The organism is Planotetraspora thailandica, from assembly GCF_016863335.1.
Lineage (GTDB): Bacteria > Actinomycetota > Actinomycetes > Streptosporangiales > Streptosporangiaceae > Planotetraspora > Planotetraspora thailandica.
Genome location: NZ_BOOR01000031.1, coordinates 1 through 25,401, shown reverse-complemented (window position 1 = coordinate 25,401; position 25,401 = coordinate 1). Strand labels below are relative to the sequence as shown.

Sequence of the window (25,401 nt, the reverse complement as noted above, 5' to 3'; positions counted from 1 at the left end):
GAAAACAACACTGGCCTTGTGCATGATCACGATTTGCGTTTGCGCAGGTCATCGAGGATTTTGTCGAACTTCTGCATGATCACGAGGGGGGAATGGGCAGGTCGTTCGGGCCGGTCCCGAACTTCTGCATGATCACGCGGGAGATGGGGGGGGGTGGGGACCGGATAACCTCGCAGGGTGAACGGCACACCCCGCTCCCGAGGCAACCCTGCCGGAGGCCGGTCCTGCCCCTGCGGCCTGCCCGCCCCCTACGCCGAGTGCTGCGGCAGGTTCCACGCCGGTCAGGCGGCCCCGACGGCGGAGGCGCTCATGCGCTCACGTTTCGCCGCGTTCGCGGTCCAGGACGAGGCCTACCTGCTGCGCACCTGGCACCCGGCGACCCGTCCGGACGGCGTCGCGTTCGAGCGGGGCATGCGGTGGACGGAGCTGGAGATCGAGGCCGTGTCCGGAGGGAGCCCCTTCCACACCGACGGCACCGTCACCTTCCGCGCCCGCTACGCCTACCGCGGGCAGCCCGGTGAGATGCATGAGCAGAGCCGGTTCTCGCGGCACGCGGGCGCCTGGGTCTACGTCGACGGCACCGTCGGCTAGGAAGGCCCCCCGCGGCCGCGGCTAAGATCGTGAACCGTACCCGGCTCACCCGAGCACGAGAAGAGGCGAGTTGATGGCCGCCCGCATCGAGCACCTGGTCACCTCGGGCGTGTTCACGCTCGACGGAGGCACCTGGGACGTCGACAACAACGTGTGGATCGTCGGCGACGACGCCGAGGCGATCGTCATCGACGCCGCCCACGACGCGGACGCCATCGCCGAGGCGCTCGGCGACCGGACGCTGCGGGCGATCGTCTGCACGCACGCGCACAACGACCACATCGACGCCGCTCCCGCGCTGGCCGCCCGTACGGGAGCTCCGGTGCTGCTCCACTCCGCTGACCTGCCGCTGTGGAAGCAGACCCACCCGAACCGGCTGCCGGACGGCGAACTGGCCGACGGTGAGGTGCTGCCGGTGGCGGGGATCGGCCTCACCGTTCTGCACACCCCCGGGCACGCTCCCGGCGCCGTCTGCCTGTACGCCCCCGACCTGAATGAGCACGACCTGGACGAGCACGGCACGGTCTTCACCGGTGACACCCTCTTCCAGGGCGGACCGGGCGCCACCGGCAGGTCGTTCTCCGACTTCCCCACCATCGTCGACTCGATCCGCGACCGCCTCCTGACCCTGCCCGCGCAGACACGCGTGCGCACCGGCCACGGCGACTCGACCACCATCGGCGCCGAGGCGCCTCACCTTCAGGAGTGGATCGCGCGCGGCCACTGAGGCCGCCGCACCACCTCTTCACACCCGGTGACCCCCATGAAGGGGTACGGCGGGCGGTGCCGTACGGCCCCTGCGCCTCCGGGCCGAAAGTCCCACGGGTGTGAGGTCTTTTGCCCATGCCACGGTTGGCAGCCCGAAAAGGGTCCGGCAAGACCCCGCAAAGACGGCAAAGAACGCGGAAAAGGGCCAGACACCGGCCAATCGGGGCACGCGCGGCCTCTCTGAGCTGCCCGGCGGAGGTCGCTCCGTGATCTTCGCGGCCCCTGCATGTCCGTGATTCGCGCACGTCACGGGCCTTGGAAGGGCGGACGTCCGGCCCTCGCCGGGGCTGACGAACGTCCCGCGACCCGGCGGCCAACGGCCCTGGGGAGTAAACGGGACCTAATGGAAGTGTCGGTCTTGAGTCCCCCGCTCGAAAACACCGTTTCCGACAAGGAGGCTCCGTGGAGCTGACCACCATCTGGTTTCTGCTCGTCGCCGTGCTGTGGACGGGCTACTTCGTGTTGGAGGGATTCGATTTCGGCGTCGGCGTCCTGCTCCCCTTCCTTGGGCGCGACAAGGCCGAGAGGCGCACGTTGATGCAGTCGGTCGGGCCGGTCTGGGACTACAACGAGATCTGGCTGCTGGTGGCGGGCGGAGTGACGTTCGCCGTGTTCCCCGAGTGGTACACCACCCTGTTCAGCGGTTTCTACCTGCCGCTCTTCCTCATCCTCATGGCGCTGATCGTCCGCAGCGTGGCGCTGGAACGCCGCGACAAGGACGGGCACTCCCGGTGGTGGGACCGGGTGTTCTTCTGGGGCTCGCTCATCCCGGCCTATCTGTGGGGCGTCGTCTTCGCCGACGTCATCCACGGTGTGCCGCTGGCAGGCCGCCATGGCTCCACGGGCATATGGACCACGCTGCTCAATCCGTACGCCCTGCTCGGGGGCCTGGCCACACTGGGGCTGTTCACCTTGAACGGCGCCGTCTTCGTCGCGCTGAAGAACAAGGGCAGCCTCCGCGACCACGCGATCCGCTCGATCCGCCTGGTCGGCCCGGTCACGCTGCTCGTGGGCGGCGTCTTTCTCGCGATCACCCAGTTCACCACCGGAAACGCTCTCACTTGGGTCGTGGCGGCGGTGGCGGGAGCCTTCGCCTCGATCCTGCTCGCCACCTTCGGCGTCAGGGACCGCCTGGCGTTCATGGTCAACACGCTGTCGGTCACCGCGGTCACCGCGACCTTGTTCGCCGGCTTGTGGCTGGACGTCCTGCCGGACGTCGACCCCGGCGACAGCCTGGTCGCCGACGACGCGCACGCGATGGCGTCCACGCTCGAGGTGATGACGTGGGTCGCGGCCATCGTCGTCCCGGCGCTGGTGGCCTACCAGGCGTGGACGTACTGGGCCTTCCGGCGCAGGCGCAGGTCGGGGGGCGCAGCAGCCGACGGGCCTGCGCAGTGACGGGGAGTCGCGCTCGCCGATCCCGGCCGTGCGAAGCAGGGCTAGGAGGACACCGTCTGACGCTGGATCCGGCGGCCGGAAAGCTGCTGCAGGTCCACCACGATGAAGTGGTCAGGACCCACGGGGGCCCACGGGTTCAGGGGCAGCCTGCCCAGCGCCATGACCTCGTCGGGGTCGACCACGCTCTTGGCGCGGCCCACCACGGTGACCGACCATCCCGTGCCCGACTCGGCGTCGTACTCGTCGGTCTGGAAGGCGACCACGGCGTCCCCCGCCGCCAGCGCGAGCTTGGAACCGCGGGACGTGCGAATGATGATTCGCTCGCCGTCCAGGTGGAAGCTGACGGGCTGAACCGCCGGCAGAGCCCGATCGGTGTAGACGATTCGTCCGATCGGCACCGACGCCAGCAAGGCGATGCACTCATCCGGGGAAAGAACCTGAAGCCCGGCCGAATCTGTGGTCACGCCCTACAGCCTGCCGAAGGGCGCCCGGCGGCATTAGGGGCGAAGGTCCCGGAAATGCGTCCGGTGCGGAAGTGTGACCTGGAGCGCAGGGGCCGTGACCGGCCGGGCCGGAAGACCCGCACGATGTAACCACACATAATGGTTTCATGCAGACGGGTCAATGGCTGATCGACCGCGCAGGGACGCGGTGGTTCTTCGATTCCGGCTCGCTGGCCCTGGACTTCGGCTACACCGGCGACTACGGCTACGGCAACCCCGCCTGGGAGCGGCTGCATTCGCCCGCCGACCTCACCGCGTGGCTGACCGAGCGGTTCGGGCCGCTCGCGGCGGCTGTGACCGAGGACGAGTTCGGCGACGCGCTGCTCGTCCGCGCGGCGATCACGGCGACGGCGCGGGCGCTGGCCGTCGAGGCCCAGCCGAACCCCCGCGACATCGATCACATCAACGAGGTCGCCGCCGGCGCCGACCTGCCTCCCCATCTCCCGGGCGGCGGCAGGACGCCAGGCCTCGCGACCGCCCGGCGCGCGTTCTCCACGATCGCCAGGGACGCGATCGGCACCTTCGGCGCCGGCCCGGGCCGCATCCGCCACTGCGAGGCCGACAACTGCGCGCTGATCTTCTTCGACGGCTCGCGCCCCAACTCACGCCGCTGGTGCTCCATGAAGCGTTGCGGCAACCGCGTGAAGGTCCGCGCCCATCGTTCCCGGGAAAAGGAACCCCGCCCGTGAATATCGTCGCCGCGCCGTACCGGTGGCCGACCTGAGTCACCGTCGCGCGCGGGCGGGCTCGTACGGCCGGCACGGCGGCGTCGCGCGCAGCAGTCGCAGGAGCGCGGCCCCCGCCAGGTAGGCGATCAGGGCGGCGGCCGGCAGCCCGAGCGGGGCCGGTGCCGTGCTCGGGAGCATGCTGTTGGCGAGGAGGGCGATCGCGGCGGCGGCGAACCCCGCCACGGCCAGCACCCCGCGCGGCGCGGGGCGGCTCACCAGTACGGCAAGGCCGTCCGGCAGCCACGCCGGAGGCCGGGACGGCGCGCGGGCGCCGCGCATCTCGATCCGCCCGAACACCGCGACCAGGAGGGCCAGGGCGAGACCGAACATGACCAGCAGGGGAGCCCGCCATGCCAGCCAGGCGGCCGAACCGGCCGGGGGCGTGGGCAGCACGCCGGCGAAGTGGAGCACGCCGAACACCACGATCGCGGCGGCGATGTGCCACAGGAAGATCGTGAGGATCACCGCGTTGACGGCGACCACGGTCGTCCACGGGCGCGTCCGCCGCAACCACCGTTCGGCCCGGTCGCGCAGCAGGAGGGCGGCCCCGAGCTGGGCGGCGGCTATGGCGAGCAGGGCCAGGCTCGGGGGTGACATGTTGTGCAGCCGTTCCCCCGGCACGTTGATCATGCTGATCGGATAAGGACCCGCCAGGGTGAGCAGCAGCACCGTGCCGAACCCTCCGAGCAGCAACGCGAACCCCACCCGGGGGCGCACCGGCAGCAGTCCGTCGCGCCAGGCGAACCCCATCTGGTGAATCGCCAGCCAGCCGAACAGGAAGTTGCCGTCGCCCCAGGACGGGGCACCGTACAGGCGGCCGAGATCGCCGGCGGCGACGAGGGCGAGCAGGACCAGTGGCACCCGGAGCCCGAACCGGCGGTGGAGGGCGTACATCGGCGGGGTCAGCACCACGACGACGAGGTACGCCACGAGGAACCACAACGGGATCGACGCCGTCCAGACGACCAGGCGCACCCGGGCGGGATCGGCGCCGTACAACAGGCCGGCGGCCAGCGCGCCGCCCGCCATCACCAGCACAAGGGCGGTGGTCGGGGGGAGCAGGCGGCCTGCCCGGTGCAGCAGCCATTCGGTCGTGTTCCCGCCCCGGGCGCGCTGCCGGGCCAACGACACCGCGTTGGAGTATCCGCCGACGAAGAAGAACACCGGCATCACCTGGACCACCCAGGTGATCGGAAACGCCCACGGCAGGTCGGGCAGCGCGGACCGGCCGACCAGTTCGCCGTGCTCGTCGTAGCCGACCACCGTGACCAGCCAGTGCCCGAGCACCACCGCGACGATCGACACCCCGCGCAGCAGGTCGATGAACCGCTCGCGCGACGGCGGCGTGCGCTCCGCGAGCCGGCGGATCCGCCGCAGCGGGCCGACCATGACCTTCATGTCCCGGTCTCTACCCCGGGGTGCGCGTCAGGGGCCGTGGGTGATGCGCAGCTTCGACTGCTTATGCCGGAATTGCTCCCAGTCGTCCATGAACTCGGCCCTGAGGCCGTGCTGCTCGGCGAGGCGCACGAGCGTCTCGGTCCGGTAGTAGAAGTCCTCGCGCAGCACGTGATGCTCGGCCTTCTCGGTGCGGTCGAAGGTGAAGTCGAAGAAACCCGCCGGGTGGAGGATGCGGCCGACATGCCCCAGGCATTCGTCGATCACCTCGACGGGGCTGTGCGAAAAGACGCTGTGCGCGTGGACCACCGTGAAATACGCGTCGGGAAGCGCGGCGAACTTGAGGTCTTTCACTAGGCTCAGATGGGGCAGTTTGTGCTGGAGCCCGCGCTCGGCGAGCGTGTCCGCGGCGGCCAGCAGGATCTCGGGGGAGATGTCGACGCCGTGGTAGTGACCGGCCTCCAAGTGGTCGATGAGCCGCCAGCCGAGCCGCAGGTTGCCGCAGCCGATGTCCAGGACCCGATCGTGTGGCGTGAGCCCGTGCTTGACCAGGTATTCGAACTGCATCCGGCCGACGCGCAGCCAGCTCTTCCGCCGGTGGCTGCCGATCGCGCCGGCCGCCGTCATCTCCTCGATGTCGGAGCGCATGACCTCGCGGTAGTAGGAGACGTGGTCCTTGGTCGTGCTGCGCAGCCTGGCGTCGCGGGTCAGCCGCCGAAGGTGCGGCCAGACCTTGTCGGGGTGGCGAAGGGCGTAGGCGAGCTGGTAGGTGATGCGCGAGCGTGAGCGGGCTACGTAGGGGTGTCGCTTCATCACTCCACGTTATTTGTGCGCGCCCGTGCGCCGTCCCGGCGCCGGAAAGACGATCAGGAAAAAGCGACAGGGGAAACACCCGCGAGATCGCAAAGGGAAGCCAGGCGCGCCGGCGGACCGGTTCGAGGAAGCCCGATGCGGAACGCGGGTGATTAGCATCGCATCGTGACCGGATCGCCTCCTCCGGAGCGCCTTGTATGGGCGGTGGAGACGCTGGACCTGAGTCCCTCGGATCGTGTCCTGGAGATCGGATGCGGCCGAGGCGTCGCGGTCGCGCTCGTCGGCGAACGTCTGGCCGGGGGAACCGTCACCGGCATCGACCGCTCCGCGACGGCGATCGGCGCCGCGGGGGTTCGCAACGCGATGGGGCCGGCCTCGGGCAAAGTGAGGCTCGCGACCACGGCGCTGGAGGAGGCGGACTTCGGCGACGGCTCCTTCGACAAGATCTTCGCGGTCAACGTGAACCTGTTCTGGACCCGCTCGCCGGCGCGGGAACTGGCGTTGCTTCGGAGATGGCTGGCGCCGGGAGGAGTCGTCCACCTGTACTGGGAGCCGCCCGGCTCCCGCGCGGCGGAGATAGCGGAGAAGGTGTCGGCGGCCGCCATCCTGCACGGCTTCGAGGCGCAGGCCCTCTTCGGCGCGACAACGACCGGAACTCGGCTGGTGTGCGTCCAGATCACACCCTGATCGCGTCGTGACCTGCCGGCCATGTCGCCTTGACGATCAAACCACTTTACCGGGTATTCCGACTCATTTACTCTGAAATACCTCGGGGGTAGTGCCGGACCCAACGACGAGAGGTCGGAGATGAGCGAGACCGAAGCGGTCCGCCGGGAAGAGCCACCCGAGCAGGCCGGTGGCCGGGCGAATGTGATCAATGAGGACTGGGCGGCCGTGGTCGTCGGTCTTCTGCTGCTCATATTGGTGATCACAGGTGTGATCCCGGTTGGGCTGGTGCCGTGATGAGCACCGAAGAGGTCTCCCCGCGCACGCCGGAAACCGCGCCGGAGTCCGGCGGCCGCGCGACCGGGGCATGGGCGCCGGCCCTGGCCGGTGTCGTCGTGGTGATCGCGCTGGCGGCGGTCACCCGCGTCCTGGACAAGAACGTGCCGGGATGGCTGGAAGGCACCTCCCTGGAGGATCTGGGCGCAGCCGTCGAATACCCGGTGTACGCGATCGTCCTGGGGCTTGCCGGCAACGCCGTGCTGACGGCCACCGGACTGCGCGACCGCCTCGCCGGAGGATTCCGTACGGAGTTCTTCATCAAGACGGGCCTGGTCCTGCTGGGCGCCTCGATCAACCTCAAGGTGATCGTCACGGCAGCGGGCCCGGCGATCATCCAGGCGATCGTGCTGATCAGCGGGGTGTTCCTGTTCACCTGGTGGCTGGGCGGCAAGTTCGGCCTGGACGACAAGCTGCGCGCGCTGCTGTCGGCGGCGGTGTCGATCTGCGGGGTGAGCGCGGCGATCGCCGCGGCGGGAGCCGTACAGGCGAAGCGGGAGCAACTCGCCTACAGCGCCAGCCTCGTGATCGCCTTCGCGCTCCCGTCGATCTTCATCCTGCCGTGGCTGGCCTCCGCGCTGGGGCTCAGCCCGGAGGTGGCCGGCGCGTGGATCGGCGGCAACATCGACACGACGGCGGCCGTCACCGCGGCGGGAACGATCGTCGGTGAGGAGGCGCTGCAGGTCGCCACCATCGTGAAGGTCACCCAGAACGCCCTCATGGGTGTGGTCGCCATCGCACTCACCGCCTACTTCGCCTTCCGGGTCGAGCGCCGTGCGGACGCCCGGCGCCCGACCTTGGGCGATCTGTGGGAGCGGTTCCCCAAGTTCGTGCTCGGCTTCATCGCCGCGTCGGTGATCGCCACCTGGTGGCTGTCCACGGTGAGCGCGGACGTGGGCAAGGAGACCATCGGCGTCGCCAACGATCTGCGGGTCTGGTTCCTGATCCTGGCCTTCGTCAGCATCGGGCTGGAATTCCGTGTGGCGTCGCTGAAGGAGGCGGGCTGGCGTCCGGTCGGCGTCTTCGCCACCGCAACCGTGGTGAACATCCTGCTGGCGCTGGGTCTCGCCGCCCTGCTGTTCAGCGGGTTCTCCGTCACCTGACGGACAGGCCGAGGGGCCGGTACGGCGCACGCGCCGTGCCGGCCCCTTCGTCTGTGCAGAAGGTGCTGCTTCCGTTGACCGGTCAGGTGGCGGGCTCGCCGGCGCTCCTGCGCTCGAGTTCCGCCTCGATCGCCTCCACGGACTCGGTGCTCTTGTCGCGGTGGTACTGCCGCCACGAGTGGGCGATGGCGGCGGCCCAGATGACGGCGATCGTGATGTAGGCGGCGGCCTGCGTGCCGCCGGGGGCGTCGACCGCGTCGCTGCGCAGCAGGGTGCGGACGTTGGTCAGGATGATGACCCCGCCGACGGCCGAGCCGAGGATGCGGGGCGGGATGTGACGGACCAGCCAGGCGGCGATCGGCGCGGCGATCACGCCGCCGAGCAGGAGCACGCCGACCCAGGCGAAGTCGATGTTCTCCGAGCCGATCCCCAGGAGGAAGCCGACGCTGGCGGCGACGGCCACGAGGAACTCGCTGGCGTCGATCGACCCGATCACCTTGCGCGGGGCGAGCCGTCCGCTGGCCAGGATGGCCGGGGTGCCGACCGGGCCCCATCCGCCGCCGCCGGTGGCGTCGATGAACCCGGCGGCCACCCCGAGAGGGGCGAGGAACCGTTTGCGGAGGGGCTTGCCGAGGTTGCCGCGCGGCAGGCCGAACGTGGTGAACCTGACCAGGACGTAGATCCCCAGGCTGAGGAGGATGATCGACATGATCGGTGCCGCCGTCTCGGTGGACAGGCTGGACAGGAAGGTGGCGCCGGCGAAGGCTCCGGCGGCGCCCGGCACGCCGATTCTGAGGACGACCTTCCAGTCGATGTTGCCGAAACGCCAGTGCGAGACGCCGGAAGCGAGAGTGGTCCCGATCTCGGCGAGATGAACGGTGGCCGAGGCCGCCGCCGCGTTTGTGCCGATGGCGAGCAGGAGCGTGGTCGAGGTGACGCCGTAGGCCATGCCGAGCGCACCGTCGACAAGCTGTGCGGTGAAACCGACGAGCCCGAGCAGGATCAGTGAACGCATGACCCATTGTTCCCCGATTTTTCCTGCTATGTAAGTAGGGATTTTTTGGTATGGAGGTCACAATATGATCTAAAACCACAATTTCGGGTAGGCGGGCCGCGTTCGCGCAGGTGGACCGCTACCTGGGGAGCTTGCGGCCACGGGCCGCAAGCCGATCGGTTCGCCGATGACATTTACTCGCAAAGCACGAAATATCTGTAAAAACCTGATTTTCCCGAAACGTTCCTCAACCGGCCCGTACGAAGGATTCGGCGCATGGTCACCCCCGGGCGGCCTCGCCGAACGCCTGCCGGCCGTACACGAGCAGCTCACGTACGGCGGGGCCGTGCGCGTGCCTCCAGACCAGGGCGAGCAGGGCCGGCGTTTCGACGTCGTCGATGGGGAGAGCCATGAGCCGGTCGCGATGACGTGTGACCATCGAGTCGCAGAGGACCGCGACGGCGAGCCCGCGGGCGGCGAGGTCGGCGACGGCGTCCGCGGCGCCGGCCTCGAGCGTGATCGCAGGCCGGAGGCTCCCCGCGGCGCACGCCTGGTCGAAGACCGCGCGCAGGCCGGTGCCGGGCGGCATGCACACGATCGGGTGGTCGCCCAGATCGCGCAGGGTGACCCGTCGCCGTCGCGCCAGAGGATGTTCGTGCGGGACCGCCACGACGAGCCGCTCGCTGACGATCGTCAGAGCCTCCAGACCCTCCGGGATGGCGGCTGTGCCGACGAGGGCCACGTCGATGGTGCCCGCCCGCACGCCCTCGACGAGCCGGTCGGAGTTGTCCTCCAGAAGTGAGATCTCCACGCCGGGGTGCGCCCGGTGAAACGCGGCCAGCGCGTCGAACAACGGCGTGATGGTGCAGCCGATGACCATCCCGACGGTGACTCGCCCGCGGATGAGGTCCGTCACCTCGCTCACCGCCTGGTCGAGCGACTCGGCGGCGGCGAGCGCGGCGCGGGCGTGGTCGAGCGCGGCCTTCCCCGCGGCGGTGAGGGTGACGGTGCGAGCCGACCGGTCGAAGAGTTCGGCGCCGAGTTCGCGTTCCAGCTGGCGGATCTGGGCGCTCACTCCCGACTGGCTGATGTGCACACGTTCGGCCGCCCGGGTGAAGTTCCGCTCCTCGGCGACCGCGACGAAATACTCCAGCTGCCGCAGCTCCATAACCGCTGATTCTAGTTATCAGCACAATCATCTGTTGGACTTCTTATCGGCGGCAGGGGCACGCTGGACGCGCTGAAACCCCATCTCTGGAGGAATTCGTGACGGCATACGAGAAGGCCATGCGGCCGGAGGACATCACCCGCCTGTTCGTCGAGCGTTCCAACGCCGGTGACGCGGCGGGGGTCGCCGAACTCTACGAAGAGGACGCGGTGATGGCCTACCCGCCCGGCAGCCAGACGGTGGGCAGGGAGGCGATCCGCGCGCTGTGGGAGAAGGTGCTGGCGGGCCGCCCCCGCTTCGAGCAGGAACAACCGCTGCCGACGCTCGTCAGCGGTGACATCGCGCTCACCTCGACACCGCCCAGGGACGGGGCGGGCGCCCGGGCGCAGGTCGTCCGGCGCCAGAGCGACGGAAGCTGGCTGCGCGTGCTCGACCAGCCCGAGTTCGTCCGCCGCGAGCGCTGACCAGCCTGTCACCCGCCCAGTTCAGGGCCGGTGTTCAGCGAGGATCCGCGACGGTCCGCGCGTACCTGACCTCGGGGACGGACGTATCCTCGACGGGCCAATCGGCCCGTGTGCCGTCGAATCGGAAGCCGGCCCGCTCGTAGAAACGTCTGGCCCGCCGGTTCCCGGCGATCACCCACAACGTGAGCGTGGCGAAGCCGGCCTCGCCCGCCCGTGCGATCAAGGCGTCCATGAGCGTGCGCCCGGCCCCGGTCCCGATCCTGGCGGGAGCCACATAAAGGGCGTAGATCTCGCCCGCCTCGTTTTCGGCGTCGTCGTCGCGGCAGGGACCGAGGACTCCCCATCCCACAACGTCCCGGTCGTCTTCCGCGACGACGTTCTGCACGAGTGGGTCGGCCGCGAACGTCTTCGTGCGCCACTCCGCGTCGGCCTCGACACTGAGCCCGTCGAGGTAACTCGTCGGCACGAGCCCGCTGTACGCCGCCTTCCAGCCGGTGACGCGAATGGTGGAGACCGCCCGGATATCCCGGACTGTCATATCCCGTACGGTGAGACCGTTCAAGGAGCTTCCTCCGTTTTCATCAGGGCAAATGAGTTTCCTGATGATCTCACCGCCGCCTTCGGCTTCGCCACCTATATATGCGCTTGGCGCCGGTTGCCGGGAAATGGCGTGGTGTGGTTTCTCTGGCGGGTCCCGTATATGCCGCCAACCCCCATTTTAAGGGCCTGCATGCCGATCGGCTGAAGTCACCCCCAAGGGGGCCGGAACGGCGGCATACGGCCGTTACGCGTTTATGCTGCCAATTCCATTGGTTGGGGCGCAAGGCTATTTGCACGACACTTCGGGCATGTACGGGCGAGGCGCAAAATCGGACAGGAGGTATATTCGCCCTCGGATTGACGTGGCATCTTCTATAAAAAGGCAGTCACACGGCAAAAGGCGCTCATCGCCGTTTGGGGCATGGATGGCCGGGAAGCAAGACAACGCAGCGTTGATCTGCATAGCTTTTCAGAAAAGGCGCTCCTGGCCGATTTTGGAAATCACTCGAATATCGGGCAGTAATCCTTCTAGGAGAGAAACCAAATGCCCAAGGCTCATGGCCTCATCGCGACTGTCGCGACCACTGCCGTTCTGACGGGTGGTGCCCTCCTTCTGGAGGCCGCCGCCGCTTCTTCCGCCGGCGCCTCGGCCTCCTTCACGGGCGCCCGCCAGTCCGCCGAACTCGTCAGCGGCGTCTCGAGCCAGCTCCTTCGCCAGCACGCGGCGGACGACGACGATGACGACGACGGTGACAACGACAACGACCTCACCATCCGGGATCGCCAGCGCAATCGCAACTGGAACCGCAACCGCGACCGTCAGCGCCAGCGCGGCAGCCTCCGCCAGCACGAGCGCCAGCACCTGCTGCACGACATCAACGTCTCACTTGTGCCGACGCAGACGTCGGACGCCGCCGCGACGACCACCGCGGACGCAACGAACACCTCGGACGCGACCTCGGAGGCGACCTCGCCGCCGTACACGGGGGGGCCGCTGAGGACTCCGTACCTCTCCCAGGTCAAAAACAACAGCACCCCGCGGACCGACCCGAACCCGAACGCGACCTGGAATCCGTATAAAAGCTGGAACCCGAACCCGAACCCGAACGCGAACTGGAACCCGAACGCAAACGCAAACGCGAACTGGAACCCGAACGCAAACGCAAACGCGAACGCGAACTGGAACCCGAACGCAAACGCAAACACAAACTGGAACCCGAACGCGAACGCGAACGCGAACTGGAACCCGAACACGATCGGTCGCTTCGACGCGGCCACCACCACGAGGACCCCGGTGGCGGCCTATGACCCGCTGCAGGGCCTGACCAACGCCCTTCTGGGGCTCGGCGTCGGCTTCTAGGAACGCACGGCCGTAGGAACGCTGGGAGGGTCGTCCACGCCGAGGCGCAGTCGATGCGCATCCTGTCGTGGGCGGCCCTCCCCGTTTTCGTCCGCCTCCGGTGCGTCTCGATGCGATTGCCGCGGCCGGGATCGTGCCCCCGGAAGGCCGGGCCGTCGCCGGCTCGGCCTTCCGTTTTCCCGTGCTCAGGCGCGGACGGGCGCACCGGGGTTGTGGCCGACGGGCACGCCCAGCCGGATGAGCCATTCGCGCAGGGGAGCGACCGCCGCGGGGTTGGCCACGGCCTGGGCCGTGTACTCGTCGACCTTGACCTCGTTGCCGGCCGGGTCGAGCAGCGTGGCGGGGCCCGTCCACGACAGCGTCCACCTGGCTCTGCCCTGCCTGATCAGCATGCCCTCGATGGCGCGGGCCAGGACCTTGGCCGTCAGATCGGGAGAGGGGCGCCAGTCGAGCCGCACGAGCTCGTCGTTGAGCGCGGCGGCGCGGCCGTGGGCGAGCGCCATCAGGGCGGCGTCGAGGGTCGGCTCGGCCGTGCCGGAGATCCGCTGTCCCGCGACGGCGAGGTCGTGCACGGCCTCCTCGTTGAGCGCCGCGTACATGCCCTGGGCGACCAGCTCATCCCATGGGAGCGGGCGGAGCTTGAGCGCCTCCTCCGTCCAGAAGGCCATCTCCAGGGCGTTCATGGCGCCGGCCGGATCACGGAGGAGGGTCAGCGCGGGGCGTGGGTCGGGCATGCCCGGAGAGTCCTCCAGGCGGGCGATGGCCTCGAGCCGCTGGCGCAGGCTCGGGTGAGAGTCGTACGGGCTGGTCTGCTCGCCAGCCCCGTCGGCCTCGGCGATCTCCTTCGCATGCACGTTGACCAGGGCGTGGAAGCCGCCGAACAGATTGACCGGCCGGCTTCCCGCCATGCCGGTCATGCCGACATACCGGTCCAGGAACATCTGCCACACCTCGGCCGTGCCGCCCACCTTGCGCAGCGCGCCCGCCGCGGCGTCCCGGTTCGCGATGGCCACGGCGAACCGGTCGGCCTCCAGTTCCTGGTTGCGCGAGACGGCCAGCGACACGCGCAGGAAAAGTTTGGCGTACCAGTAGAAGATCTTCTGGATGAAGGCGTGGTTGCCGAGCGACTGCACCGCGGCGATCACGGCGATGCGGCCCCGGTAGACGGGTGCGCCGAGCCGGGTGTGCGCGCCGCTGTAGTGGCCGAGCTCGTGTCCCAGTACGGCACGCATCTCGTCGGTGGTGAGCGTCATCAGCAGGGGCATGCCGATGTACATGTGGCGGCGGCCGGCCCGCAGGCCCAGCCAGCTCGTGTCCTCGCTGACCGCGGCGTTCACTTCGGAGACCAGGCGAATCTCGTCCGGCGGGCGGGTCTGCACCCGCGTGGCGAGTTCCTCGACGGTGTGCCAGAGCAGCGGCTCGCGGTCGCGGCCGACGGCGACGCCGGGCTCTTCGTGCTTGACGCGCCGGTTGACGAGGAAAAGGCCGCGCAGCAGCGCCAAGGAGGCCAGAGTGAGGACCGCGGCGATCTTCAACGCGCCGGCGGAGAAGTGGCTGAGGGTTTCGACGTCGATGAACACCGTGAAGGCGAGCACGGCGGCGACGAGAACGTAGAAACCCGCCAGAAGGCCGAACGCCAGCGCTGCGCGCGTCGCGGTGACCATGGGGTGGCTCCAGGAATGGGGGATATTTCCGAAGACGGGAACCTAACGGATTTGCCGCATTCTGTCACCTTTATTCTTATATGGTGTTATTTCTATAAAAATTCCATCACATTGTCGGCGAATGTGGATGAATAAAGGGCGCAGCCGCGACAGGCTGCGCCCTTCAGGTTTCGGCGTCAGCCGGCGAGCACGCGCTGGTGGATGTCGGAGACGGTCTTACGGGCCGACTCGAGGGCGCCGGCCTGCCAGGCGATCATGTAGCTGAGCCAGTCGCCGGCGAAGTGCACGTGGCCGGCGGGCTTGTTGAGCAGCTGGTAGCCGCCGGTGCGCGACGGCCAGCTGACCCAGGCTCCCTCGATGTGCGGCTGCAACTTCCACGAGACCGATGCGGAGGCCGCGAGCTCGTCGCGGTATTTCGCGCCGTGAATCTTCATGCCCTGCTCGACCGCGCGCTTCTCCCGCTCGGGATGGCTGAGTGCCGCGTACGAGTCCTGGCTGGCGCCGTTGTTGTAGTAGCCGATGACGAGGCCGCGGCGGGTGCCGTACCCGTAGGAGGGATACCAGACCACGGACAGGTCGAGGTCGGTGTTGGTGATGCCGCCGTAGATGTTCTCGTCGGTCTCCCACCAGCGGCGGCGATACTCCAGCCCGATCTTGCCGGAGGAGGTCACGGTCGGTGTGGAGAGCGCGGCCTGCACGTCTGGCCCGAGGTTGTGGGGTGTCTTGGCCAGGATGTGCGGCGGCATCGCGGCCACGCAGAGATCCGCCTTGATCGTGCGGGTCTTGCCGTGCTTGTCCAGGTATTCGACCTCGACGCCGTTCGCCAGGTCGGTGATCTTCGTGACCTTCGACCTCAGCTGGATCTTGTGCTTGCCGACGGCCTCGGCGAACGCCTTGGGAATGGAGTCCATGCCGCCGACCGGCTGGAACATCAGCATCGCCTGGTCGTAACCGAACTCGAACGAGAACCGCTGGCCGACGCCGCTGGCGAGCACCTCCGACAACGACGGCACGGGCCCGAGGATGGTGCCCGGCTGCTCGCCCGCGCCCGGGTCGACGCTGTATCCCCGGTGCTCGTTGCCGGTGTAGGCGTAACCGCTCGCCTTGGTGCCGATCGAGCCGAAGTTGCGCAGGAACGTGATGAGCCGCTCCTTGTCCTGCGCGGTCAGCTTGGCGTCGAGCGCGCCGCTGTCGGTGGCGGTGGAGAGCAGCTCGGAGATGTAGCCGTAGACGTCGGCTTTAGCCGTACGCCAGCGGACCGGCGCGGTCATTCCGGCCGACGCGTTGAAGATGTACGCCTGCGCGTTGGAGTTGGTGAAGACCTCCAGCGGAACGCCGAGTTCACGGCAGTAGTCCATGGTGACCATCCACTGCGCGAGCCTGGCGGGGCCCGCGTTCATGTAGATGCCGTCGGAGAAGCGGGCGATCTGGGTCGAGCCGTCGAGCTCGGTGATCCTGTCGCCGCCGCGGATGGTCCAGTTGCGGCCGCCGACCCGGTCGAGGGCCTCGAGAATCGTGCAGTCGTAACCCGCCTTACCCAGCTCGTAGGCGGTCGCCAGCCCGGCGACACCCGCGCCGAGGATGACCACCTTCTTGGCGGCTCTGCCGGTGAGGGAGAAGTCGGACGGTTGAGGGGGGACGAAGGGGGTGCGGGTCGCCGCCTCGGCGGTCGGCGCGAGGCCGAGCGCGCCCATCGTGGCAAGGAGCGCTCCGGCTCCGCCGGTCGCGCCCACCGCGGTAAGGAATCCACGCCTGCTGTAACTCACAGACACCTCCAAGATCTCTGGAGGTAAGTCTGCGAACGATCTGTTGCACCTGATCGACGGTCATGTTCCGGCTGGATTGCGCAAATATCGCAAGTTATGGCGATATTTCATGAAGATCGCCCTTCCTGCGCGGGGCAGAACCAGCCGCCGCGCGAGAAAGACTCGACGGTGAGCTCGCATCCCGGCGGGTCACCGGGAACGGGGGACGCGAATCTCGCTGGATGCCGTCGCCGAGGACGTAGCCGTTCTGCTCCAGCACCTGCACGTGTACCAGGGTGCCGGCGATGTTCACCCGGATCTGGGAGGCGAGCTGGTTGGGCCCGCCGACTGCACTGTGTCGGCCGGTTCCTCCTTCAGCCGGGGCGCCTGCTCCCCGATGATGGAGCGCAGCTCCTCGGGGCCAGGCGGGTCCTTCTGGTCGCCGATCCGCTCCGGCAGGCCGTCGATGCGCGTGTGCAGCGCCTCGAACCTGCCGTCGCTCCACCAGTCCACGTCCAGCTCCACATCGACCTCGTTTCCGGCGTAGTCGACGCCCTTGCGTACCGTGTTCCGCTCGATCTCGCCGGCGGCGACAATCACCGACTGGCCGGCGACCGACCGGAGGAGCCGCCACTTCCGGTCGGCCCGCTCCCTGTCTGCGACGAGCGTGTCCATCTCCGTGCGCGGGGCCGTGAACTGACGGTTGCGCTCCGCCAGTTCCGCGGCCGGCCAGGACATCAGGTCGGTGACCACGCCTTGCACGCCCTTGCGCACGTTGCCGAATCCGAGGCCCTGCCAGGCGACGTCGGACGACTCGTCCACATCTCCGATCGCGACCATGACATGCGATCATCGGACAAATCAACACGAACATTATCGACGTAGGTGTCTGACATTTATCCTCCGAATCGCCCCGTCCCCGGACGCATGATTTTTCCGGAAGTCATGTCGGGACGTCGATAGGGAGTTCCCTATACTGCGGGGAGAATTGCCCTTCCTGATTGCTTTCGAGGGTTTTAGGCGCCCCGCCGATATTGCTTTGTTCCATACCTCCTGTGTTCAGCCGTCTTCGGGCAGATTCGTGGTGGCGGCCAGCTCGGTGACCACGTCGAACAGGCGCAGGAACGCCGGCTTGTCCTGCCGTGGGTGCCACGCGATGACCGTCTCCGCCCGGTCTCCGGCGATGGGGACGAAGGCGACGCCGGACCGGCGGAGGCTGCGCGCCGACCGGGCGAGCCGGGTGACGCCGACGCCCGCGGCGACCAGGGCGAGCAGGTTCGGCATGCTGCTCGCGCGCTGCACGACGTCGGGCTCGAAACCCGCGGCCCGGAACTCCTTGTCGTATTTGCGGTGCCAGGGCGGCCAGGAGGCGCGTTCGGTGAGGACCCACCGCTCGCCGGCCAGATCGCGCAGATGCACCTCGGCCCGGCCGGCCAGCGGATGCCCCTCGGGCAGGACCGCGCAGACCGGCTCGTCGGCCAGAACGGCGGTGGCGATGTCGTCGACGAGCGGAGGCCGGGTGAACGCCGCGTCGTACCGCCCGTCGCGCAGGCCCGACACGAGCCCTGCGATGTCGACGTGCTCGGTGGCGAGCTCGACGCCGGGGCAGCGCTCCCGGAAGGCGCGCACGACCGGCGGCAGCATGTAGTTGGCCGTGGAGACGAGGAAGGCCAGATGGAGCCGCCCGATCTCCCCGGCCGCGGCACGGCGCGCGGTGGCCACGGCCGCGTCGGCCCGGGCGAGCACGGCCCGCGCCTCCGGGAGAAACATGCGGCCGGTTTCGGTCAGGCGCGTGCCCCGGGTGTCCCGGTCGAACAGGCGCGTGCCGAGGGTCCGCTCCAGCAGGCTGATCTGCTGGGAGAGCGACTGCTGGGCGATGCGCAGCTCCCGTGCGGCGCCGGTGAAGCTCAGATGTTCGGCCACCGCGACGAAATAGCGCAGATGCCGTAGTTCCGGGGTCACAGGCTCTGACTGTAACGGCAGGAGGAAGCGGGTGTTGGCCACCGCTGCGCCCGCCGGACGACAGTGGTGGCGGCCCGATGCGGGTCGCGATCACTGATGGAGGGGTTGTTTTGATGTCAGGACAGGGACGCGTATGGCTGATCACCGGATGCTCGGCGGGGTTCGGCCACCATCTCGCCATGGCCGCGCTGGAGGCCGGTGACCGGGTCATGGCCACGGCCAGGCGTCCCGAACAGCTCGCCGGTCTGCTCGCCGCGGGCGGCGACCGGGTGCGCGCCGCGCGGCTCGACGTGACCGATCCCGAGAGCGTCGGCGAGGCGGTCGCGGCCGCCCTCGCCGCCTTCGGCCGGATCGATGTGGTGGTCAACAACGCCGGCAACGGGTCGGTCGGCGCCGTCGAGGAGCTCACCATGGACGACCTGCGGGCGCTGATGGAGGTCATGTTCTTCGGCGCGGTGGCCGTGACCAAGGCGGCTCTGCCGTACCTGCGCCGGCAGGGCGGCGGCACGATCGTGCAGATGAGCTCGATGGGAGGCCGGCTGAGCATGCCGGGGTTCGGCGCCTACTGTGCCGCGAAGTTCGCCCTGGAAGGACTGTCGGAGGCGTTGGCCGACGAGGTCGCGCCCTTCGGCGTGCGGGTGCTGATCGTCGAGCCTGGCGCGTTCCGCACCGAGTTCGGCGGAGGCCGCATGCACCGCTCGGCGAAGATCGACGCCTACGAGGTGTCCACCGGGCCGACCAGGGCCGCCGTCGACGGGATGGACGGCACGCAACCGGGCGACCCGGCCAAGGCAGCCCGGGCGATCGTCCAGATGCTCGACGAGCCCGAGCCGCCGCTGCGCCTGGCCCTCGGCGACGACGCGGTGGACAACATCCGCGCCGCCCACGAGCGACTGGGCGCCGACCTCGACCGGTGGGAGAAGCTCAGCCGGGCCATGGACCTCTGACCGGCACCGATCCCCCTGGTGGGTGGCCGGGCCCACCCACCAGGGAACGATCAGGCGGTGACGGTCTTCGGGTCGCTCATGCTGGGGCCGCCGGTCTCCACGTGCCCGGCGACGCGGCGGACGAAGGTGGCGTCCGAATCGGAGGTGACCTTCAGGTCGTACCAGCCGTAACTGCCGCTCAGGACCGCGGAGTGGACCACGCTGCCGTTGGGCTGCAACGGGTACGTCGCCGGGGAGGCGTTGCCGTACGCGTCGGTGACGGTGACCTGGCATGACGCGCCGCCACGGTTGGTGAGCGTCAGCGTGACGTTCCCGCCGTCGTAGCCGACCGCGACCTCGGGAGCGGCGGGGTTGGTGCCCTTAGCGGGGATACGGCCGGTGAACGTGCGCAGGAAGCCGTTGGGCCCGTAGACCGACAGGTCGTAGGCTCCCGCGTTCTTCTTGGGCGGTGTCCAGGTGCCGGTCAGGGTCTTGCCCGCCTCCACGGTGTACGTCCAGGGGCCGCCCAGCCCGTTGGCGGAGGTCACGTAGAACGTCGCGCCGGCCGCGCCCCGGCTGGCGAAGTCGACCGCGAAGGTCCCGGCGGCGACGTCGGTCCTGCCGTCGGCCTTCAGGTCGTACGGCAGGGGCCGCGTGTGGCGCAGCCCGGGCTCCTGCTTGGGCAGGACGGGATTGGCCGGAGGGGTGGGCACGTAGTCGGAGTGCCGCTTGCGGTCCGGGGGAGCGTAGCCGGTGGTGTCGGGAAGCGGCGTCTGGGACGTGTCCGTCTGCGCGAAGTCGAAGGCGCTCGTGAGGTCGCCGCAGATGGCACGCCGCCAGGGAGAGATGTTCGGCTCGTGCACGCCGAACCGCTTCTCGATGAACTGGATGATCGAGGTGTGGTCGAAGGTCTGGGAGCAGGCCCAGCCGCCCTTGCTCCACGGCGACACGACGAACATCGGAACGCGCTGGCCCAGGCCGTACGGCCCGGCCACGTAGCTGCCCGCCTTCGTGTAGATCTCCTTGCTGACGTCCGCGGTCGACTGCCCCTGCGCGGCGGAGCTCGGCGCGTAGGGAGGCACGACGTGGTCGAAGAAGCCGTCGTTCTCGTCGTAGGTGATGAACAGGGCGGTCTTGCTCCACACGTCCGGGTTGGCGGTCAGCGCGGCGAGGACCCCGGCGATGTACCAGGCGCCGTAGTTCACCGGCCAGTTCGGGTGCTCGGTGTAGGCCTCGGGCGCGGCGATCCAGGACACCTGGGGGAGCCTGCCGCCCAGGACGTCGGCCTTGAGGACGTCGAACAGGCCGCCGCCCGCCTTGATGTTGGTGCCCGTCCGGGCCTTGTCGTAGAGCGGGTTGCCCGGCTGGGCGTTGCGGTACTTGTTGAAGTACAGCAGCGAGTTGTCGCCGTAGTTGCCGATGTAGGGGTCGCTGGTCCACCCCCAGGATCCGGCGGCGTTGAGGCCGTCGCCGACGTCCTGGTAGATCTTCCAGGACACCCCCGCCTGCTCGAGCCGTTCGGGATAGGTCGTCCAGCCGTAGCCGGCCTCGTCGTTGCCGAGGACAGGACCGCCGCCGACGCCGTCGTTGCCGGTGTACCCGGTCCACATGTAGTAGCGGTTGGGGTCCGTGGCTCCGATGAACGAGCAGTGGTAGGCGTCGCAGATCGTGAAGGCGTCGGCCAGCGCGTAGTGGAACGGGATGTCGGCCCGCGTGAGATAGGCCATCGTCGTGGCCGTCTTGGCGGGGATCCACTGGTCGTACTTGCCCTGGTTCCAGGCCTTGTGGCCGCCGTTCCAGTCGTGGTTGAGATCCTGCAGGAACTGCATGCCCATGTTGGAGGCGGTCGGATGGAACGGCAGCACGTCCTTCGTGCCGTTGGACTGGTACCAGACCGGCTTGCCGCTGGGCAGGACGACGGGCCGGGGGTCGCCGAATCCGCGTACGCCGCGCAAGGTCCCGAAGTAGTGGTCGAAGGAGCGGTTCTCCTGCATCAAGACGACGATGTGCTCGACGTCCTGCAGGGTTCCGGTGTTCACGGCGGGGGCGATGGCGGCGGCGCGGGCGATGGTCTGGGGGAGCAGCGAGAAGGCGGCGGTGCCGCCCGCGAGCTGGAGGAAACGTCGACGACCAATTCCGGTCATGGCAGGCCTGTCTCCTATGAGAGGTGGGGCATCGACAGGTGACTGGACCAATGGTCGGGAAGTGATGACAACACTTCGGGACGGGAGCGGAACATCATTCGGAAGGCCGTCTGAACCGCAGTGATCGCCGGGTCGCCCGGCAGGGCCGCGGCCTGATGGAATGTGCCATGACGGAGATCACCGATTTCTTGGAGGCTTCCCGATGACGCGGATCAGAGAGCTCTACCTCACGGCGGCCGAGTCGGCGGCGAAACTGATCGCCTCACCTGGCGTGGCCGCCGCCTGGAAGGAGCCGAGCGCGCTGGCGAAGCTCAGCGTCGGAGGGCTCGCCGGTCACCTGGCCAACCAGATCGTGCCCGTCGCCGGGTTCCTCGCCGGTCCCGTGCCGACCGAGGAGATCATCACGCTCCAGGACTACTACGCGAACGCCGCATGGATCGGGTCGGACCTCGACGACGACGTCAACACGGGCATCCGGGCCGGCGGCGAGCAGGAGGCGGCGGACGGCCCGGAGGCGCTGGCACGGCGGGTCGAGGCCGCCGTCCAGGAGTTGCGCACGCTCCTGCCGGCCGTGCAGGCCCGGCCCGTACGGCGGGCCTCCTGGCCTTGGGCGGTCATGCTGGACGACTTCGTGACGACCCGGCTGCTGGAGATCACGATTCACAGCGACGACCTGGCCCACAGCGTGGGGGCGCCGACGCCGGAACTGCCCGCCGAGGCCGTCGAGGTCGTCGTCGACGTGCTGACGCGCATCGCCCTGCGCAGGCACGGCGCGACGAACGTGCTGCGCGCGCTCAGCCGCGCCGAGCGGGCCCCCGCCTCGATCTCGGCGCTCTGACCGGTCGCGTCCCCGGGCGTACAGCGCCCGTATCGGGAATGTGCTTCGGATATTTCTCGTGCCGTTTCTGATCTTTCTTAGCATCCATCTGCCCCAGCAGCGGATGACGTGCATGGAGGGAATCTGAGATGCGCATCAGAGGTATCGGAGCCGCCGTCGTCGCGGTGGTCGCGGGAACGGCGGTGGCGGCGTCGCCCGTCACCGCCGCCGGCGCCGCCGCGTCGCAGTTCAGCGTCGTGAACGGGACGATCACCCCGGCGACCGGCACCCCGGTGCCGGCGTCGGGCACCCAGGCCTCGTTGTGGGCCAACTCCAGTTACGCCACCACGACGATCGAGGGCTCCGGTCGCGTGCAGGTCGGCGCGATCGGCGACAACTGCGAGGGCTGGCCGACCATCAGGGTGACCGTGGACGGCACCGCCGTCGCCGACACCACGATCGTCAGCGCCACCCAGTACGGCACCTACCCTGTGGGCCCGGCGCTCCCCGCGGGCACCCACTCCGTCAAGATCCAGCTCGTCAACGACTTCCAGTCGGCGGCGTGCGACCGCAACGTCCACCTGGCGTACGCGCGTATGGAGACGGCGACCGTCGACACGAAGTTCAGCTTCGCCGTCATGCCCGACACACAGCAGGAGGTGCTGAACGCGGGCGACACCCGCTTCAGGAACCGCACCGACTGGCTGGTCGCCAACAGGAGCGCCCTGGACCTGCGCTTCGTGACGCACTCCGGGGACGTCGTCAACTGGGACACCCCCGACCATTCGCAGTACGTGGTCGCCCAGAACGCGATGAAGGCACTGGAGGCCGCGAAGATCCCCTATTCGCTGGCCATCGGCAACCACGACACCCAGGCCACCGGCGTCGGCGGCTCGGCCCGCGACCCCGCGCACACCCGCGAACTCGTCCGCGACACGACGGTCTTCAACCGGTACTTCACCGCCGCGCAGTACGGCGCCGTCAAGGGACAGTTCGAGGCCGGCAAGGTCGACAACTCCTACTCGACCTACTCCGCCGGCGGCGTGCAATGGCTGGTCATGACGCTCGAACTGTGGCCGCGGCCCGAGGTCGTCACCTGGGCCAAGAACGTCGTCGCCGCCAACCCGCACAGCAACGTCGTCGTCGTCACGCACGACTACATCGACGCCGCCGGCAACATCGAGCAGAGCTCCGAGTACGGCGCGAACAGCCCGCAGTACCTCTACGACAACCTGATCAAGCAGTACGCCAACATCAAGTTCGTCTTCTCCGGGCACGTCGGCATCGCCGGTAACCGCGTGGACACCGGCGTGCACGGCAACAAGATCTACTCGTTCCTGCAGACCTTCCACTCGAACACGACCAACCCGGTGCGCCTGGTGGAGATCGACGCCAAGGCCGACTCCCTGCACACCTGGATCTACGGGCCGTACAACAACCAGACCTTCGGCGAGTACGACCGCACCTTCACCGGCATCGGCCTGGTGCGGTAACCGTCACTGCGGGCAGGCGACCGGGCGTCACCCACGCCTGCCCGCGGTGTGACCGTACGGGGATGCGGTCCGGTACGTTGCGGCGCCCGGCGCGGCGTTCGCGAAGGACCGCTGGCATGCTTTCGCGGGTGATCCGGTTTCGCTTCGCACTGACACCCTTGGGGGAGGTTGCGCCCTGGGGCCGGCACCAGCGCTCGCTGCACTGGTTCGGGCTCACCAGCGGCTGGTACTGGATCGAGCTGGGCGACCACGAGTTGCTGCGCTACTCTCCGGAGACGCTGCGGCGCTATCACGATGAGGGTCCGGCGGCCAGGCACCCGTACGTGGACTACTACGTGGCCCGGCTGTGGGAGGACGTCGACGAGCTGGTGCCCACGGTGATGCAGCCGGTGCCGCCCGATCTGCTCCGGTTCATGGCCAGCGACCAGCGCGACTGGCCCCCGCTGGACAGTGATGCGACGGTCGAGGTCGCGACCTGGTACGGCGGCCACGTCCTGGACCTCGGCTACATCCGGCAGCCGCCCCACATCAGGGCCTGGCGCACCGTCGCCGGCGGGCATGACACGGTGACGGTGACCTGGCGGCACGACGACGACGGCGACATCCGCTTCACCGCCGCCCCCTCCGGCAGTGTCACCGTACCGGCCGCGTCGTTCCTCGCCGCCGTACGGAGACTCGACCGCGAACTCATGGCCGCCATGGACCGCAGAGTCAAGGCGCTGGAGCGGACAGGACCGCCGGACGGCGTGGAGCTGGACGTGCCCGGCCTGCGCGCCGAACATGCCGACCGGACGACCTGGCTGGACCGGCACCTGCGGCGGGAACCGGTGACCGACTGGGCGGCCGTGCGCGCGGGCGCACGGGAGATCCTTCCGCAGAGGTAGTGGAGAGTTCGGCGGGCCTGATCGGTCTGCTGCCACATCGGCGTCACGACCAGCCCGTGCGGCACCTCACGCCGCCGACAGCACCTCGAGCAGGTGTGCCGGCGTGCCGACGACGGCGATGACTCCGGGTGCGGCGAAATCGGCGGGGTCGCCGAAACCCCACGTGACGGCGACGCTGCGTACCTGGCATTGCGCCGCCCCGATGACGTCCTCCGGCCGGTCGCCGATCATGATGGCCGCCTCCGGCGGCGCGCCGAGCGTGTCGAGCGCGTGCCTGATCACGTTGGCCTTGTGCCGCCGCGATCCGTCCAGGGTGGCTCCGGCCACGTACGTGAAGAAGCCGTCGAGCTCGAAGTGCACGAGGATCTTCTCCGCGTAGACGGCCGGCTTGGACGTCGCGACCGCCAACGTCCATCCGTCGGCGACGAGCGCCTCCAGTACGGCGGGAATCCCGGGAATGACCTCGTTCTCGTACATCCCGGTAGCGGTGAAGCGCTCCCGGTACGCGGCGACCGCATCGTCCAAGCGCTCCTGCGGCACGCCGAGCATGACGAAGACGTCCTGCAGCGGAGGACCGATGTGGGAGCGGAGCACCGCCTGATCCACTTCCGGCATCCCGACCGCCGACAGCGCGTGGCGCATAGAGCCGACGATGCCGGCCTCAGGGTCGGTCAAAGTGCCGTCGAGGTCGAAAAGGCAGTAGCGGTCGTCGTTCACGAGGGCTCGTCCATTCCTGGAAGCCGTGCGGGGCACGGGAGACATGGAGCCATTCTCCGCCGTTCCTCCCAATGGTGGGGTGCGGGCTGTTCGGGCGGTGGCATCGCTCTGGGGTGATCCCCCGTATGTCGGGTTATTTGCTGATTTACATGTACGCAATTCTCATAAATATTCTCTGATTACTCGTGGGTATCGGTTGTCACTGTGTTGTCTTCATGGAAA

Annotated in this window: 25 protein-coding genes; 13 read left to right on the top strand and 12 right to left on the bottom strand. The window is 68.8% G+C overall.

Annotation, left to right across the window (positions count from 1 at the left end; genetic code table 11):
• The first annotated feature begins 177 nt into the window (after positions 1-177).
• From Pth03_RS20975 to cydB, 3 genes are all read left to right on the top strand, one after another.
• The gene (locus Pth03_RS20975; protein ID WP_239119228.1) at positions 178-591 is read left to right on the top strand and encodes a YchJ family protein; all 414 of its coding nucleotides are present in this window, start codon (positions 178-180) and stop codon (positions 589-591) included.
• Between the two features lie 70 nt (positions 592-661).
• Positions 662-1,318, top strand: coding sequence for an MBL fold metallo-hydrolase (locus Pth03_RS20970; protein WP_239119227.1), 657 nt, complete (start codon positions 662-664; stop codon positions 1,316-1,318).
• 443 nt (positions 1,319-1,761) lie between these two features.
• Positions 1,762-2,757, top strand: a complete 996-nt coding sequence (gene cydB / locus Pth03_RS20965) for a cytochrome d ubiquinol oxidase subunit II (RefSeq protein WP_203946036.1) — start codon at positions 1,762-1,764, stop codon at positions 2,755-2,757.
• Positions 2,758-2,798: 41 nt separating this feature from the next.
• Here cydB and Pth03_RS20960 read toward each other — a convergent pair whose 3' ends face one another.
• The gene (locus Pth03_RS20960; RefSeq protein WP_203946035.1) at positions 2,799-3,221 is read right to left on the bottom strand and encodes a pyridoxamine 5'-phosphate oxidase family protein; all 423 of its coding nucleotides are present in this window, start codon (positions 3,219-3,221) and stop codon (positions 2,799-2,801) included.
• A 146-nt stretch (positions 3,222-3,367) separates the two neighbouring features.
• Here Pth03_RS20960 and Pth03_RS20955 point away from each other — a divergent pair, with 146 nt between their 5' ends.
• Positions 3,368-3,949, top strand: a complete 582-nt coding sequence (locus tag Pth03_RS20955) for a CGNR zinc finger domain-containing protein (RefSeq protein ID WP_203946034.1) — start codon at positions 3,368-3,370, stop codon at positions 3,947-3,949.
• A gap of 36 nt (positions 3,950-3,985) precedes the next feature.
• Here the strand turns inward: Pth03_RS20955 and Pth03_RS20950 are convergent, their stop codons facing one another.
• Positions 3,986-5,386, bottom strand: a complete 1,401-nt coding sequence (locus tag Pth03_RS20950; protein ID WP_239119226.1) for an acyltransferase family protein — start codon at positions 5,384-5,386, stop codon at positions 3,986-3,988.
• 27 nt (positions 5,387-5,413) lie between these two features.
• Positions 5,414-6,196: a class I SAM-dependent methyltransferase gene (locus Pth03_RS20945; RefSeq protein ID WP_203946033.1), complete on the bottom strand. Its 783-nt coding sequence runs from the start codon at positions 6,194-6,196 to the stop codon at positions 5,414-5,416.
• A gap of 165 nt (positions 6,197-6,361) precedes the next feature.
• On the opposite strand from Pth03_RS20945, the gene Pth03_RS20940 reads away from it, so the two are divergent.
• The 3 genes from Pth03_RS20940 to Pth03_RS20930 all read left to right on the top strand — a co-directional run bounded on the left by Pth03_RS20940 (position 6,362) and on the right by Pth03_RS20930 (position 8,301).
• Positions 6,362-6,883 carry a class I SAM-dependent methyltransferase gene (locus Pth03_RS20940; protein WP_203946032.1) on the top strand — a complete coding sequence of 174 codons (522 nt, stop codon included), beginning with the start codon at positions 6,362-6,364 and terminating at the stop codon, positions 6,881-6,883.
• Positions 6,884-7,003: 120 nt separating this feature from the next.
• A complete protein-coding gene (locus tag Pth03_RS20935; protein ID WP_203946031.1) occupies positions 7,004-7,159 on the top strand; it encodes a hypothetical protein in 156 nt (51 codons plus the stop codon).
• Positions 7,159-8,301, top strand: a complete 1,143-nt coding sequence (locus Pth03_RS20930; RefSeq protein ID WP_203946030.1) for a YeiH family protein — start codon at positions 7,159-7,161, stop codon at positions 8,299-8,301. The genes Pth03_RS20935 and Pth03_RS20930 overlap by 1 nt, the downstream gene beginning before the upstream one ends.
• 82 nt (positions 8,302-8,383) lie before the next feature.
• Here Pth03_RS20930 and Pth03_RS20925 read toward each other — a convergent pair whose 3' ends face one another.
• Both Pth03_RS20925 and Pth03_RS20920 read right to left on the bottom strand, forming a co-directional pair.
• Positions 8,384-9,316, bottom strand: a complete 933-nt coding sequence (locus Pth03_RS20925; protein WP_203946029.1) for a sulfite exporter TauE/SafE family protein — start codon at positions 9,314-9,316, stop codon at positions 8,384-8,386.
• 259 nt (positions 9,317-9,575) lie between these two features.
• Positions 9,576-10,463: a LysR family transcriptional regulator gene (locus Pth03_RS20920; protein ID WP_203946028.1), complete on the bottom strand. Its 888-nt coding sequence runs from the start codon at positions 10,461-10,463 to the stop codon at positions 9,576-9,578.
• A gap of 98 nt (positions 10,464-10,561) precedes the next feature.
• Here Pth03_RS20920 and Pth03_RS20915 point away from each other — a divergent pair, with 98 nt between their 5' ends.
• The gene (locus Pth03_RS20915) at positions 10,562-10,927 is read left to right on the top strand and encodes a YybH family protein (RefSeq protein ID WP_203946027.1); all 366 of its coding nucleotides are present in this window, start codon (positions 10,562-10,564) and stop codon (positions 10,925-10,927) included.
• 34 nt (positions 10,928-10,961) lie between these two features.
• Here Pth03_RS20915 and Pth03_RS20910 read toward each other — a convergent pair whose 3' ends face one another.
• Positions 10,962-11,465, bottom strand: a complete 504-nt coding sequence (locus Pth03_RS20910; protein WP_203946026.1) for a GNAT family N-acetyltransferase — start codon at positions 11,463-11,465, stop codon at positions 10,962-10,964.
• Between the two features lie 546 nt (positions 11,466-12,011).
• On the opposite strand from Pth03_RS20910, the gene Pth03_RS20905 reads away from it, so the two are divergent.
• Positions 12,012-12,827 (top strand): hypothetical protein, encoded by an 816-nt coding sequence (locus tag Pth03_RS20905; RefSeq protein WP_203946025.1) that lies wholly within the window; start codon positions 12,012-12,014, stop codon positions 12,825-12,827.
• 185 nt (positions 12,828-13,012) lie between these two features.
• On the opposite strand, the gene Pth03_RS20900 is transcribed toward Pth03_RS20905, so the two are convergent.
• The 4 genes from Pth03_RS20900 to Pth03_RS20885 all read right to left on the bottom strand — a co-directional run bounded on the left by Pth03_RS20900 (position 13,013) and on the right by Pth03_RS20885 (position 18,198).
• A complete protein-coding gene (locus tag Pth03_RS20900; RefSeq protein ID WP_203946024.1) occupies positions 13,013-14,491 on the bottom strand; it encodes a M48 family metallopeptidase in 1,479 nt (492 codons plus the stop codon).
• A gap of 176 nt (positions 14,492-14,667) precedes the next feature.
• Positions 14,668-16,257, bottom strand: a complete 1,590-nt coding sequence (locus Pth03_RS20895) for a flavin monoamine oxidase family protein (RefSeq protein WP_308442367.1) — start codon at positions 16,255-16,257, stop codon at positions 14,668-14,670.
• Positions 16,258-16,545: 288 nt separating this feature from the next.
• Complete coding sequence (locus Pth03_RS20890; RefSeq protein WP_203946023.1) at positions 16,546-17,076, bottom strand: hypothetical protein; 531 nt, start codon at positions 17,074-17,076, stop codon at positions 16,546-16,548.
• A gap of 219 nt (positions 17,077-17,295) precedes the next feature.
• Positions 17,296-18,198, bottom strand: a complete 903-nt coding sequence (locus Pth03_RS20885) for a LysR family transcriptional regulator (protein ID WP_203946022.1) — start codon at positions 18,196-18,198, stop codon at positions 17,296-17,298.
• 113 nt (positions 18,199-18,311) lie between these two features.
• Here Pth03_RS20885 and Pth03_RS20880 point away from each other — a divergent pair, with 113 nt between their 5' ends.
• The gene (locus tag Pth03_RS20880; RefSeq protein WP_203946021.1) at positions 18,312-19,145 is read left to right on the top strand and encodes an oxidoreductase; all 834 of its coding nucleotides are present in this window, start codon (positions 18,312-18,314) and stop codon (positions 19,143-19,145) included.
• A 50-nt stretch (positions 19,146-19,195) separates the two neighbouring features.
• Here the strand turns inward: Pth03_RS20880 and Pth03_RS20875 are convergent, their stop codons facing one another.
• Positions 19,196-21,268 (bottom strand): phosphocholine-specific phospholipase C, encoded by a 2,073-nt coding sequence (locus Pth03_RS20875; protein WP_203946020.1) that lies wholly within the window; start codon positions 21,266-21,268, stop codon positions 19,196-19,198.
• A 202-nt stretch (positions 21,269-21,470) separates the two neighbouring features.
• On the opposite strand from Pth03_RS20875, the gene Pth03_RS20870 reads away from it, so the two are divergent.
• The 3 genes from Pth03_RS20870 (at position 21,471) to Pth03_RS20860 (ending at position 24,462) form a co-directional block, all read left to right on the top strand.
• A complete protein-coding gene (locus Pth03_RS20870; protein ID WP_203946019.1) occupies positions 21,471-22,106 on the top strand; it encodes a maleylpyruvate isomerase N-terminal domain-containing protein in 636 nt (211 codons plus the stop codon).
• A gap of 128 nt (positions 22,107-22,234) precedes the next feature.
• The gene (locus Pth03_RS20865) at positions 22,235-23,578 is read left to right on the top strand and encodes a carbohydrate-binding domain-containing protein (protein ID WP_203946018.1); all 1,344 of its coding nucleotides are present in this window, start codon (positions 22,235-22,237) and stop codon (positions 23,576-23,578) included.
• A gap of 116 nt (positions 23,579-23,694) precedes the next feature.
• Positions 23,695-24,462, top strand: coding sequence for a DUF5984 family protein (locus Pth03_RS20860; RefSeq protein WP_203946017.1), 768 nt, complete (start codon positions 23,695-23,697; stop codon positions 24,460-24,462).
• A gap of 66 nt (positions 24,463-24,528) precedes the next feature.
• On the opposite strand, the gene Pth03_RS20855 is transcribed toward Pth03_RS20860, so the two are convergent.
• A complete protein-coding gene (locus tag Pth03_RS20855) occupies positions 24,529-25,179 on the bottom strand; it encodes an HAD hydrolase-like protein (RefSeq protein ID WP_203946016.1) in 651 nt (216 codons plus the stop codon).
• Positions 25,180-25,401: the final 222 nt, after the last annotated feature.